The organism is Massilia sp. P2_C2 (assembly GCF_056404615.1).
This window is the reverse complement of sequence record NZ_JBFUDR010000021.1, coordinates 24,697-37,243: the sequence shown is the minus strand read 5'-3', so window position 1 is coordinate 37,243 and position 12,547 is coordinate 24,697. Positions and strand designations below refer to the sequence as shown.

Genomic DNA, 12,547 nt, shown 5'->3' with positions numbered 1-12,547 from the left:
CCCTACATATGCATCGACGCCGTAGGGTGGGCACCCCGTGCCCACCATACGTTACATTTACCTCAGGTTAAAGCCCACTCCCGCTCCATCTGCGCGCCATACGACACGGGCGCCCGCTCCTGCGCATCGAACGTAACGATCTCGTAGGAATCCTCATGCGCCAGCAGCTCGCGCAACAGCAGGTTGTTGAGTCCGTGACCGGACTTGTGCGCCTCGTAGCTGGCCAGCAGCGGCGCGCCGACGAGGTACAGGTCGCCGATCGCGTCGAGGATTTTATGACGCACGAACTCGTCCTCGTAGCGCAGGCCGTCCGCATTGAGGATGCGGTATTCGTCCATCACGATGGCGTTTTCCAGCGAGCCGCCACGCGCCAGACCCATGCCGCGCAGGCTTTCCACGTCCTGCATGAAGCCGAACGTGCGGGCACGCGCCACGTCGTGCACGTATGACACCTTGCCGAAATCGACGACGGCGCGCTGCGTCGTGCCGTCCACGGCCGGGTGATTGAATTCGATGAAGAAGTCGAGCTTGAAGCCGTCATACGGGCTCAAGCGCGCCCATTTCTCGTTGGCGCCGCTGCCCTGGCGGACTTCCACCGGCTTCAGCACGCGGATGAATTTCTTGGGCGCAGCCTGCTCCTGCACGCCCGCCTGCTGCAGCAGGAACACGAACGACGATGCCGAACCATCCATGATCGGAATCTCTTCGGCCGTGACGTCGACGTACAGGTTGTCGATGCCGAGGCCGGCGCAGGCCGACATCAGGTGCTCGACGGTCGACACGCGCGCATTGCCCTGCGTGAGCACGGACGCCATGCGGGTATCGCCCACGATGTCGGCGTTCGACGGGAACTCGACGATGGGATCGAGGTCGACACGGCGGAACACGATGCCCGTGTCGGCTGCCGCCGGACGCAGGGTCAGCTCGACCTTGGTCCCGGAGTGCAGGCCGACACCTGTCGTGCGCACCAGTTGCTTGATGGTTCGTTGTTTGAGCATCGTTCGATTATATCGTAGCGTTTCCGCACACGCCGGAGACCCTCCTGTCCGGTGGCTTCAACGCCACGTTTTCAGGGATGCTCGGCTTCCGCATGCACCGTTTCGTGGCGGATCAGGTACAGGCCACTGCCGATGATGATGGCAGCGCCCAGCAAAGTGTATTCATCCGGCAAGGTTTTCCACATGAGCCAGTCGATGGCCACGCCCCAGGCCAGCGCCGTGTACTCGAACGGCGCCACGACCGAGGCCTCGCCGTGGCTGAACGCTTCCGTGAGCGCCAGCTGGCCAAAGAAGCCGCTGACGGCGAGCAGCAGGATCAGCAGCCAATGCCCGGCCTGCACCGGCACCCAGGCGGGCGCGGCCAGCGGCGTCGCGCCGGTGGCCATCAGGACCATCAGCCAGAACATCATGTGTTCGCCCCGGTCCGTGCGCGCCAGCACGCGACCGGCGACGGCGGACACCGCATAGCACACGGCCGCGGTCAGCACGGCGAGTCCGCCCAGGGTGAAGAACCCGGCCCCGGTCGGCCGCAGCACGACGAGCACGCCGGCCATGCCGACCCCGATCGCGATCCAGCGCGCGCCATCGACGCGCTCGCCGAGCACGAACACGGACAGCGCCGTGATCAGGATCGGACCGATGAAGAAGATCGAATAGGCCTCGGCCAGCGACAGCGTCTTGAGGCCATACGTGAACAGCGACAGCATCGCGATGCCGATGGCGCCGCGCAGCAGGTGCAGCGGCCAGCGGATGCGCAGCAGCGAACGCTGTCCGCCGCGCCAGAACAGGTACGCCCCGACGAGCGGCAGCGCGGACAGCGCGCGGAGCGCCGCCACCTGCATCGCCGGGAAGTGGGCGGACAGCAGCTTCATCGTCGCGTCCATGATCGAGAACATGGCGACGCAGACCAGCATCGCGCGGATGCTGCGCATATTCCCCGCGAGCCGGCTCACAACTGCTTCTCCATGAAGATCGATAGCGGATCGTCCCTGTACTCGCCGAACGGCGCGCACCGCACGAAGCCGGCGCGTTCGTACAGCGCGATGGCCTCGGGCTGGTCGGGGGTTTCGGTGTTGATGATCATGGTCGTGGCGGAGACAAAAAACGGCGCCGCGGCGCCGTTCGCGTGGATCGGATGCCGCTCAGCCCAGCTGCTTCAGCAGCGTCTCGGCCGACGACACGTCGAAGCCGCCGCTTTCCACGTTGAGCTGCTTGACGACGCCGCCCTGCACGAGCATCGAATAGCGCTGCGAGCGCACGCCGAAGCCCTTGGCGACGAGGTCGAATTCCAGGCCCAGGGCCTTGGTGAAGGCGGCGCTGCCGTCGGCCATCATGCGCACGATGCCGGTGGCCTTCTGGTCGCGGCCCCAGGCGCCCATGACGAAGGCGTCGTTGACGGAGATGCACCAGATTTCGTCGACACCCTTGGCTTTCAGCTGGTCGGCCAGCTTGACGTAGCCGGGCAGGTGCTGGGCCGAGCAGGTCGGGGTGAAGGCGCCCGGCAGGCCGAAGATGGCGATGGTCTTGCCCTTCACGAGGTCGGCCACGTTGAACGTGTTCGGGCCGAGCGCGCAGCCTTCGGTTGCGACTTCGATGTATTCCTGCAGAGTGCCTTCGGGCAGGCGGCCGCCGATCTGGATGGTCATGGTGATGTCCCTTTCAAGTTTTCAGAACCCGCAAGTATGCCTTATCTAAAAAAAATTCGGGGTCAGAGCAMTTTTTTGAAAAAGTGCTCTGACCCCGAATTTTTTGCCCCCGAATCTGAAAAACGAAAGGCCAGGCTGCTTGGAACAGCCTGGCCCCGCATCATGGAGCGCCGGTGGTCAGCCGGCGTTGGCGTCTTCCGCCTTCAGTCGGCCTGCTTGCGCAGGAACGCCGGGATGTCGTAGGTCTCGACACCGTTGCGCTGCATCGCCTGCACCTGCTCGGATGCCTGCTCGCGGCGCCATACGGCCGGCTGCTTCATGCCGTCCATCGCGCCGGCGCCGGCCGCCGAACCCATGGTCACGCCGCCCGTCACGCCCGGCGTGCCGGACATCATCGGCGCGCCGTACGTGCCGGTGCGCAGGACCTGTTGCGGCTGCACCAGCGAGATGTTGGCCTTGTTCTTGCCCAGGCCCGTCGCGACGACGGTCACGCGCAATTCGTCGCCCATCTCGTCATCGTAGGCGATGCCTTGCGCGATCGCGGCGTCCGGTGCCGCGAAGGCGCGCACGGCGGCCATGACTTCCTTGATTTCCTTACCCTTCAGGCCGCGCGACGCGGTGACGTTCACCAGCACGCCCTTCGCTCCCGACAGGTCGATGCCATCCAGCAGCGGCGAGGCGACGGCCTGTTCGGCGGCGATGCGTGCGCGGTCGACGCCCGACGCGGTGGCGGTGCCCATCATGGCCTTGCCCTGCTCGCTCATGATGGTCTTGACGTCGTTGAAGTCGACGTTGATGTGGCCCGGGACGTTGATGATCTCGGCGATACCGGCGACGGCGTTGTTCAGCACGTCGTCCGCATGCTTCATCCAGTCCAGCATCGATTCGTCTTCGTAGATGTCTTCCAGCTTCTCGTTCAGGATGACGATCAGCGAGTCGACGTGCTTGGTCAGTTCGTTCAGACCCGTCTCGGCGACGTCCATGCACTTCTGGCCTTCGTACGAGAACGGCTTCGAGACGACGGCCACGGTCAGCGCGCCCAGGCTCTTGGCGACTTCCGCGACGATCGGCGCGGCGCCGGTGCCGGTGCCGCCGCCCATGCCGGCGGCGATGAAGACCATGTGTGCGCCGCGCAGCGCGTCCTCGATGCGCATGCGCGATTGCTCTGCCAGCTGGCGGCCGATTTCCGGACGCATGCCGGCACCCAGGCCGGACTCGCCGATCTGGATGACGTTGTGGGCACCGGATGCGGCCAGCGCCTGGGCATCGGTGTTGGCGGCGATGAACTCCACGCCGGACACGCCCTTGTTGATCATATGCTGGACCGCATTACCGCCTGCGCCGCCAACGCCGACGACCTTGATGACCGTGCCCAGTGCTGCGTTATCGACCATATCGAACTCCATGATGAACTCCTAATCTCGATGAGCCGTTTCCAAGCCCGAATCCTCGCGGACATCGCCAGGACTCGAGATTGGAAACGCGCCACTATTTTAAAAATGTTTCGTGTCCGTTACCAAGCAAATCTGCTACTAGCTGTTACCAAACCCCGAAAAATCCGCCACGCGTTGCGTTTACGTTGTTCCCATCCTGGCCACGCGCGCCGCGATTCTTCGTCACCTCAGAAATTCCCGAGGAACCATTCTTTCATTCGTTGCCAGACTGCCTTCACCGATCCATCCTGACGCGTCACGATATGCCCGCGCAAATACTGCTTCTTCGCTTCCAGCAGCAGGCCGAGCACCGTCGCATAGCGCGAGCTGCGCACGACGTCCGCCAGCTGGCCGCGGTATTCCGGCGTACCGAGGCGCGCCGGCTTGAGGAAGATGTCTTCGGCCATCTCGATCATGCCCGGCATGATCGACGAGCCGCCGGTCAGCACGATGCCCGACGAGAGCACGCCCTCGTAACCGGATTCGCGCACGACCTGGTGCACCATCGCGAACAGTTCTTCCACGCGCGGCTCGATCACGGCGGCCAGCGCCTGGCGCGACAACGAGCGGGGACCGCGGTCGCCGAGGCCCGGCACTTCCAGCGTTTCGCCCGGATCGGCCAGCACCTGCTTGGCCACGCCGTAGCGGATCTTGATCTCTTCGGCCTCGCCGGTCGGCGTGCGCAGGGCCATCGCGATGTCGCTCGTAATCTGATCGCCGGCGATGGGGATCACGGCCGTGTGGCGGATCGCGCCGTCGCTGAAGACCGCAATGTCGGTGGTGCCGCCGCCGATGTCGATCAGGACGACGCCGAGTTCCTTCTCGTCGTTCGTCAGCACGGAATCGGCCGAGGCCATCGGCTGCAGGATCAGGTCCGAGACCTCGAGGCCGCAGCGGCGCACGCACTTTACAATATTCTGCACGGCGGACACCGCACCTGTAACAATGTGCACGCGCACCTCGAGGCGGATGCCGCTCATGCCGATCGGCTCGCGCACGTCTTCCTGGTTGTCGACGATGAATTCCTGCGGCACCGTGTGCAGCAGTTGCTGGTCGGTCGGGATGTTCACGGCCTTCGCCGTCTCGATCACGCGCGCCACGTCCGTGGCCGTCACTTCCTTGTCCTTGATGGCGACCATGCCGCTCGAGTTGAACGAACGGATATGGCTGCCGGCGATGCCCGCATACACGTTACGGATCTTGCAGTCGGCCATCAGCTCCGCTTCCTCGAGGGCGCGCTGGATGGATTCGACGGTCGCTTCGATGTTGACGACAACGCCTTTCTTCAAACCCTTGGACTCGTGCTGGCCGAGACCGATCACCTCGTGGCGCCCATCGGCCATCACTTCGGCCACCACCGCCACCACCTTCGAGGTGCCGATGTCGAGGCCGACGATCAGGTTCTTCGCGTCTTTTGTCATGTTTGCTGTCGCCTGCGTAAATTAGATCTGCTTTGTTGTTTTGGTGTTCGTTTTTTTCTTTGCCGCCTTGACTGGCTTGGTCGCATCCGCCGGGATATTCAGCGCCGCCGAGGACAGGGCCAGGCCGTTCGGATAGCGCATGTCGATCGTATCGATGCGCCCTTCCTCGAGTCTGGCCACCAGCTGGGGGTAAATGCTCACCAGCCGCTGCACGCGCGAGTGCAGTGTGTCCTTGTCCTTCTCGCGTCCCAGTTCCACGCTCATCCCGTTGTTCAGCTTCACGGTCCAGGCGTAGCGATCCGACAGGCTGATCGACTCCGGCACGAGGCGGATCGGCGCAAACCAGCCGCGCAGTTCCGCAAAGCGGTTCAGCACTTCCTTCTCGCTGCCGGACGGACCTTCGAACGCAGGCAGTTCGTGGTCCTCGTCGGCCTCGGCCAGGTTGGCCGTGAATACTTCCCCCTTCACGGACAACAGCCGTCCATCTTCCCCCCAGGTGCCCAGCGCCTCGTGCTCTTCCACCTGCACGATCAGCTGGTTCGGCCACTCGCGCCGCACGCTGGCCTTGCGCACCCACGGCACCGCTTCGAACGTGGTGCGCACCTGTTCCAGGTCGGTCGTGAAGAAGTTACCGTTGATCTTCCCGAGCACCCCGTTACGCACCGTCAGCTCGTTCACGTGCTGCAGGTCCAGCCCGTACATGCTCTCGACCCGCACCGCGCGCAGGGTGAACATCGGGCGCTGCGACAGCCACCACAATCCCGACGCCACGCACGCGAGCACCACCAGCGCGGTGAGCGCGCTGGCAGTTGCGTTCAGAGCTCGCACGTCATGCCACATCTTGTTTCCTTACTTTTTCACCTGACCGGCCTTGAGGCTGGCCGAGCGCAGGATATCCACGCACAAGTCTTCGTAACTCGTGCCCTCGGCGCGCGCCGCCATCGGCACGAGCGAGTGCGTCGTCATCCCCGGCGACGTGTTCACCTCCAGCAGGAACGGTGCATTGTCCGACTCGCGCAGCAGCACGTCTATGCGGCTCCAGCCTTCGCAGCCGAGTGCGCGATAGGCGTTCACCACGTGCGCCTGGATCGCCGCCGTCGTCGCCGCGTCGAGCGGCGCCGGGCAGTGGTACTTGGTGTCGTCCGTGAAGTACTTGTTCTGGTAGTCGTAATTGCCCTCCGGCGCCACGATTTCCACGATCGGCAGCGCGCGCGCCGTCGGGCCGGTACCCAGCACCGGCACGGAGAACTCGCGGCCCTGGATGAACTGCTCCACCAGCACCACCTTGTCGTACTGGCGAGCCAGGTCGACGGCGGCCTGCAGGCCGGCGGCGTCAACCACCTTGGTGATGCCGATCGTGGAGCCTTCCAGCGGCGGCTTGACGATCAGCGGCAGGCCCAGCTCGGCCACGATGGCAGCCGCGTCGACGTCGGCGCCGGCGGCGATGGTGATGTACTTCGGCGTCGGCACGCCGGCCGCCAGCCACACGATCTTCGTGGTGACCTTGTCCATGCCGACGGAAGACGCCATCACGCCGCTACCCGTGTACGGGATGCCCAGCAGTTCCAGCGCGCCCTGCAGGGTGCCGTCCTCGCCRTAACGGCCGTGCAGCGCGATGAACACGCGGTCGAATTTTTCCGCGGCCAGTTCGGCCAGCGAGCGCTCGGCCGGGTCGAACGCGTGGGCGTCGATGCCCTTCGATTGCAGGGCCTGCAGCACGCCACTGCCGGAAATCAGCGAGATCTCGCGCTCGGCGGAGCGGCCGCCGAACAGCACGCCGACCTTGCCCAGGGCCTTAGCTTCGGATTGAGTGATAGAGCTCATAATGGACCTTTTACTGCGCTACCTTCTGATTCGATGTCAGTTGATGGGGGACGCCGCCGATCGAGCCGGCGCCCATGGTGAGCACGACGTCGCCGTCGCGCGCCACCTTGAGGATCGTCGCCGGCATGTCGGCGATCGATTCCACGAAAATCGGTTCGATGCCGCCTCCCGCGCGCAGCGCACGCGCGAGGGCGCGGCCGTCCGCCGCCACGATCGGCGCCTCGCCGGCCGCATACACTTCCGCGAGCAGCAGCACGTCCGGCGCGGCCAGCACCTTGACGAAGTCCTCGAACAGGTCGCGGGTGCGGGAATAGCGGTGCGGCTGGAACGCCAGCACGAGGCGGCGGCCCGGGTACGCGGCGCGCGCGGCGGCCAGCRTCACCTGGGCTTCCACCGGGTGGTGGCCGTAGTCGTCGACCAGCGTGAAGCTGCCGCCGCCCGGCAGTTCGACCTCGCCATGGCGCGTGAAGCGGCGGCCCACGCCGTTGAATTCGCGCAGGCCCTGCGCGGTCGCCTCGTCGGGCACGCCGATCTCGCGCGCGATCGCGATCGCGGAGCAGGCGTTCAGCACGTTGTGCATGCCCGGCTGGTTCAGCACGAAGTCCGTGTCCGGATAGCCCTGCTGGCGCACGGTGAAATGCATCTGGATGCCGACGGCGTGCGCGTTCAGGGCGCGCACCTCGGCGTCTTCCGAGAAGCCGTATGTCGTCACCGGCTTGGTCACCTGCGGCAGGATGGCGCGCACGTTCGCGTCGTCGACGCACATCATCGCGCGGCCGTAGAACGGCAGGCGGTGCGTGAAGTTGACGAACGCGCCCTTCAGCTTCTCGAAGTCGTGCTCGTACGTGTCCATGTGGTCGGCGTCGATGTTGGTGATCACCTCGATCATCGGCGACAGGTTCAGGAACGACGCATCCGACTCGTCGGCCTCGGCCACGATATAGTCGCCGGTGCCCAGCTTGGCATTGGCGCCGGCGCTGTTCAGCCGTCCGCCGATGACGAAGGTCGGGTCCAGGCCGCCCTGCGCGAGCACGGAGGCGACGAGGCTCGTCGTCGTCGTCTTGCCGTGCGTGCCGGCGATGGCGATGCCGCGCTTCAGGCGCATCAGTTCACCGAGCATGATCGCGCGCGGGACGATGGGGATTTTCGCGGCGCGCGCGGCGACGACTTCCGGATTCGCTTCGTTGACGGCGGTCGAGGTCACGACGGCGTCGGCGCCCTGAATGTTCTCGGCCGCGTGGCCGATGCGCACGTTCGCGCCCAGTGCCTGCAGGCGCTGGCTGGCCGCGTTCGACGCGAGGTCCGAGCCGGACACCTTGTAGCCGAGATTCAGCAGCACCTCCGCGATGCCGCTCATGCCGCTGCCGCCGATGCCGACGAAGTGAATGTGTTTGATCTTGTGTTTCATTGTCCGCCGTTCGCCAATTCTTCGAGTACCCGCGCGATCGCCGCATTGGCGTCGCGCCTGCCCACCGCCTGCGCCGCCTCGGCCATCGCCAGGCAGTCGTCACGCGTGGTCGTTTGCAACAACTGTGCCAGTCGCTGCGCATCCAGTTCGCCCTGCGGCAGATGCACCGCCGCCTTCTGCCCCGCCATCCAGATCGCATTGTCGCGCTGGTGGCTCGTCGTGCTGGCGACGAACGGCACGAGCACGCTCGCGACGCCGGCCGCCGTCAGTTCCGACACGGTGATCGCACCGGCGCGGCAGATCACGAGGTCGGCGTTCGCGTATTCCGCCGCCATGTCGTCGATGAAGTCGACCACGTTGGCCTGCACGCCCGCCTGCGCGTACGCGGCGCGCAGGGCCTCGATGTTCTTCCTGCCTGACTGGTGGGTGACCGTCGGACGCAGTCCTGCCGGGATCAGCGCCAGCGCGGCCGGCACGCTGTCGTTCAACACCTTCGCACCGAGGCTGCCGCCGACGACGAGCACGTTCAGCGGACCGGTACGGCCGGCGAAGCGGTGGCCAGGCGACGGCATCTCCAGGATTTCCTTGCGCACCGGGTTACCCGTCACGACGGCTTTGCCCGCGGCCTTGCCGAAATCGGCAGGGAAGCCGAACAGTACGCGCTGCGCGAGCGGGCTCAAGGTCTTGTTCGACAATAGCAGCGCCGCATCGGCGTTCACCAGCGCCAGCGGGATGCCGCGCGCACGCGCCATCGCCCCGCCCGGCACCGTCACATAACCACCCATGCCCAGCACGACGTCGGGCTTGCGCAGTGCCAGGTACTTGCGGCACGAGGCAAAGCTCGCGACCAGCTTGAACGCGCCGGACACCGTGTGTGCGAGGCCCTTGCCGCGCATGCCGGCGAAATCGATCGAATCCATCGCGATACCGTGCTTCGGCACGATGTCCTTCTCCATGCCGTGCATCGTGCCCAGCCACGAGACGTCCCAGCCGCGCTCGCGCATCGTCTGTGCGATGGCGATGCCGGGGAAGATGTGGCCGCCGGTGCCCGCCGCCATGATCATCAGTTTTTTCGTCATTGCCGGCCTCCCCGCATCCGTACCCGGTTTTCGTAATCGATGCGCAGCAGGATCGCGAGACCGACGCAGTTGAACAGTACGCCGGAACCACCGTAACTCATCAGCGGCAACGTCAGGCCCTTGGTGGGCAGCAGGCCCAGGTTCACGCCCATGTTGATGAACACCTGCACGCCGATCCAGATGCCGATGCCCTTCGCGGCGAGGCCGGCGAAGTGCTGCTCCAGCGCGATGGCCTGGCGGCCGATGTCGAAGGCGCGCTTGACGAGCCAGTAGAACAGGCCGATCACGACAAGCACGCCGACGAGACCCAGTTCCTCGCCGATGACGGCCATGATGAAGTCGGTGTGCGCTTCCGGCAGGTAGTGCAGCTTTTCCACGCTGCCGCCCAGGCCCACGCCGAAGATCTCGCCACGGCCGAACGCGATCAGCGAGTGCGTCAGCTGGTATGCCTTGTCCAACGCATTGCCCTCTTCCCACGGGTTCATGTAGGCGAACATGCGCGCGCGGCGGAACGGCGACAGCGCGATGATGGTCGAGAACACGAGCACGAGAACGGCGCCGATGCCGCCGAACCAGATCATGTTGAAGCCGCCCAGGAACAGGATGCCCATCGAGATGCAGACGACGACGCCGAACGCGCCGAGGTCGGGCTCCAGCATCAGCAGCGCGCCGACGAGCGCCATCGCGGCCGCCATCGGCATGAAGCCTTTGGTGAGCTTGTGCATGAACTGCTGCTTGCGCACGGTGAAGTCGGCCGCGTACAGCACGGCCACGACCTTCATGATCTCGGACGGTTGCAGGGCCAGGACCTTCAGCGACAACCAGCGGCGCGCACCGTTGACCGATGTGCCGATGCCAGGTATCAGCACGAGGGCCAGCAGAATCAATGTGGCGACGAACATCAGCGGCGCGAAGCGCTGCCACGTCGCGACCGGAATCCTGAAGACAAACAGACCGGCCACCATCGAGATCGCGATGAACATGGCCTGGCGCACCAGGAAGTAATTATTCTTGCCCGCGAGGTAGGCGAACTTGGGCGAGTCCGGCAGCGCGATCGATGCCGAATACACCATCACCATCCCGAACAGCATCAGCAGCAGCACGACCCAGACGAGCGGCTGGTCGTATTCCATCATGCGCGACGGACGTGCGCGCGTCGCGATCGTCGCGTCGCTCGCAGAACCGCCGAACTTGAAGGGAATCTGGAAAGCCATCAGATCTCCTGTCCCTTCTCGAGTGCGATGTCGCGCACGGCGTCGATGAAGACCTGGGCGCGGTGCGCGTAATTGGTGAACATGTCCAGGCTGGCGCATGCGGGCGACAGCAGCACGACGTCACCGGATTTTGCCAGACCGCTGGCGCGGCGCACGGCTTCCGGCAGGCCGGGCAGGTCGAAGCACGGCACGCCGGTCGGTTCGAGCGCGGCGCGGATGGCGGGGCCGTCGCGACCGATCAGCAGCACGGCGCGCACGTAGCGCGAGCACGGGCCCGCGAGCGGGCTGAAGTCCTGGCCTTTGCCGTCACCACCGGCGATCAGCAGGATCTGGCGTTCGGTCTCGCCGAACGTTTTACCGAGCCCCTCCAGCGCGGCGACCGTGGCGCCGACGTTCGTGCCTTTCGAATCGTCGTAGTACTCGACGTTGTCGATGCTCGTGATGAGTTCCACGCGGTGTGGCTCGCCCTGGTATTCGCGCAGGCCGTGCAGCAGCGGCGCCAGCGGCAGGCCGACGGCGCGGCACAGGGCCAGCGCGGCCAGCGCATTGGAGGCGTTGTGCAGGCCGCGGATGTGCAGCGCGTCGGCGGGCATCAGGCGGTTGATCGTGATGTCGACCGGCCCGGTTGATGGCGCCGGCGCGTTTTTCTTCTTCTTTTTCTCGGGCTCTTCACCCGGGTTCGCGTTCGCCAGCCACAGCACGCCCCGCTCGTTCACGAGGCCGAAGCTGCCCGGCGCATCCGGTTCGCCGGTGCCGAACGTCGTGACCGCCGCGCCTTGATCCGCCATGCCCATCACGGTCGCGTCGTCGCGGTTCAGCACGCGGACGGTATTGCCGCCGAAGATGCGGGCCTTGTCGGCGGCATACGCTGCCATGCTGCCGTGCCAGTCGAGGTGGTCCTGTGTGACGTTCAACACGGTCGCGGCATCCGCGTCCAGGCTGTACGTCGTGTGCAGCTGGAAGCTGGAGAGTTCCAGCACCCATGCCTGCGGCAACTCGTCGCCCACGCGCATGTTCGCGTCGATCACTTCGCGCAGCACGTCCAGCGCCGCGGGGCTGATATTACCGGCGACCTTCGTCGTGAGGCCGGCGCGGCGGCACAGCAGGCCCGTGAGGCTCGTCACGGTCGTCTTGCCGTTCGTGCCCGTGATGGCGATGACCTTCGGAGAATATTGGCGTTCCGCCTTCAGTGCCGCCAGGGCTTGCGCGAACAGCTCGATCTCGCCCCACAGCGGCACGTGGCGTGCAGCCGCCGCCGGTGCGATCTCGGCCAACTCGCGATTCGGCGCGAGGCCCGGGCTGACGGCGACGAAGTCGACGCCGTCCAGCAGGCTCGCCGTGAACGGTCCGGCGACGAAGTCCGCATCCGGCACCGCTGCGCGCAATGCGGGCAGGCGCGCGGGTTCGTCTCGCGTGTCGGCCACGCGCACGCGGCTGCCTGCGCGCGCGAGCCACAGCGCAATCGCCAGGCCCGATTCGCCGAGCCCCAGTACCAGTGCGGTTTTGCCGTCGTAGTTCACTCAG

Annotated in this window: 12 protein-coding genes; all 12 read right to left on the bottom strand. The window is 65.7% G+C overall.

Going from position 1 to position 12,547, the window contains the following annotated elements; genetic code table 11:
- Positions 1-62: 62 nt before the first annotated feature.
- The 12 genes from lpxC to murD all read right to left on the bottom strand — a co-directional run bounded on the left by lpxC (position 63) and on the right by murD (position 12,543).
- Positions 63-998 carry a UDP-3-O-acyl-N-acetylglucosamine deacetylase gene (gene lpxC, locus AC1DYX_RS04470; RefSeq protein ID WP_477256681.1) on the bottom strand — a complete coding sequence of 312 codons (936 nt, stop codon included), beginning with the start codon at positions 996-998 and terminating at the stop codon, positions 63-65.
- A gap of 71 nt (positions 999-1,069) precedes the next feature.
- The gene (locus AC1DYX_RS04465) at positions 1,070-1,912 is read right to left on the bottom strand and encodes a DMT family transporter (RefSeq protein WP_477256683.1); all 843 of its coding nucleotides are present in this window, start codon (positions 1,910-1,912) and stop codon (positions 1,070-1,072) included.
- Positions 1,913-1,947: 35 nt separating this feature from the next.
- The gene (locus AC1DYX_RS04460; protein WP_477256680.1) at positions 1,948-2,082 is read right to left on the bottom strand and encodes an N-acetyltransferase; all 135 of its coding nucleotides are present in this window, start codon (positions 2,080-2,082) and stop codon (positions 1,948-1,950) included.
- Positions 2,083-2,140: 58 nt separating this feature from the next.
- Complete coding sequence (locus AC1DYX_RS04455) at positions 2,141-2,644, bottom strand: redoxin family protein (protein ID WP_477256679.1); 504 nt, start codon at positions 2,642-2,644, stop codon at positions 2,141-2,143.
- Positions 2,645-2,847: 203 nt separating this feature from the next.
- A complete protein-coding gene (ftsZ, locus tag AC1DYX_RS04450; RefSeq protein ID WP_477256678.1) occupies positions 2,848-4,050 on the bottom strand; it encodes a cell division protein FtsZ in 1,203 nt (400 codons plus the stop codon).
- 215 nt (positions 4,051-4,265) lie between these two features.
- Positions 4,266-5,498, bottom strand: a complete 1,233-nt coding sequence (gene ftsA, locus AC1DYX_RS04445) for a cell division protein FtsA (protein ID WP_477256677.1) — start codon at positions 5,496-5,498, stop codon at positions 4,266-4,268.
- Positions 5,499-5,519: 21 nt separating this feature from the next.
- Positions 5,520-6,338 carry a cell division protein FtsQ/DivIB gene (locus AC1DYX_RS04440; RefSeq protein WP_477256675.1) on the bottom strand — a complete coding sequence of 273 codons (819 nt, stop codon included), beginning with the start codon at positions 6,336-6,338 and terminating at the stop codon, positions 5,520-5,522.
- A gap of 9 nt (positions 6,339-6,347) precedes the next feature.
- Complete coding sequence (locus AC1DYX_RS04435; protein WP_477256674.1) at positions 6,348-7,322, bottom strand: D-alanine--D-alanine ligase; 975 nt, start codon at positions 7,320-7,322, stop codon at positions 6,348-6,350.
- A gap of 10 nt (positions 7,323-7,332) precedes the next feature.
- Complete coding sequence (gene murC / locus AC1DYX_RS04430) at positions 7,333-8,730, bottom strand: UDP-N-acetylmuramate--L-alanine ligase (protein WP_477256673.1); 1,398 nt, start codon at positions 8,728-8,730, stop codon at positions 7,333-7,335.
- Positions 8,727-9,809: an undecaprenyldiphospho-muramoylpentapeptide beta-N-acetylglucosaminyltransferase gene (murG, locus tag AC1DYX_RS04425; RefSeq protein ID WP_477256672.1), complete on the bottom strand. Its 1,083-nt coding sequence runs from the start codon at positions 9,807-9,809 to the stop codon at positions 8,727-8,729. The genes murC and murG overlap by 4 nt, the downstream gene beginning before the upstream one ends.
- On the bottom strand, positions 9,806-11,023 hold the full coding sequence (gene ftsW / locus AC1DYX_RS04420) for a putative lipid II flippase FtsW (protein ID WP_477256670.1): 1,218 nt from the start codon (positions 11,021-11,023) through the stop codon (positions 9,806-9,808). Before ftsW ends, murG begins: the two co-directional genes overlap by 4 nt.
- On the bottom strand, positions 11,023-12,543 hold the full coding sequence (gene murD, locus AC1DYX_RS04415; protein ID WP_477256668.1) for a UDP-N-acetylmuramoyl-L-alanine--D-glutamate ligase: 1,521 nt from the start codon (positions 12,541-12,543) through the stop codon (positions 11,023-11,025). Before murD ends, ftsW begins: the two co-directional genes overlap by 1 nt.
- Between the last annotated feature and the right edge of the window lie 4 nt (positions 12,544-12,547).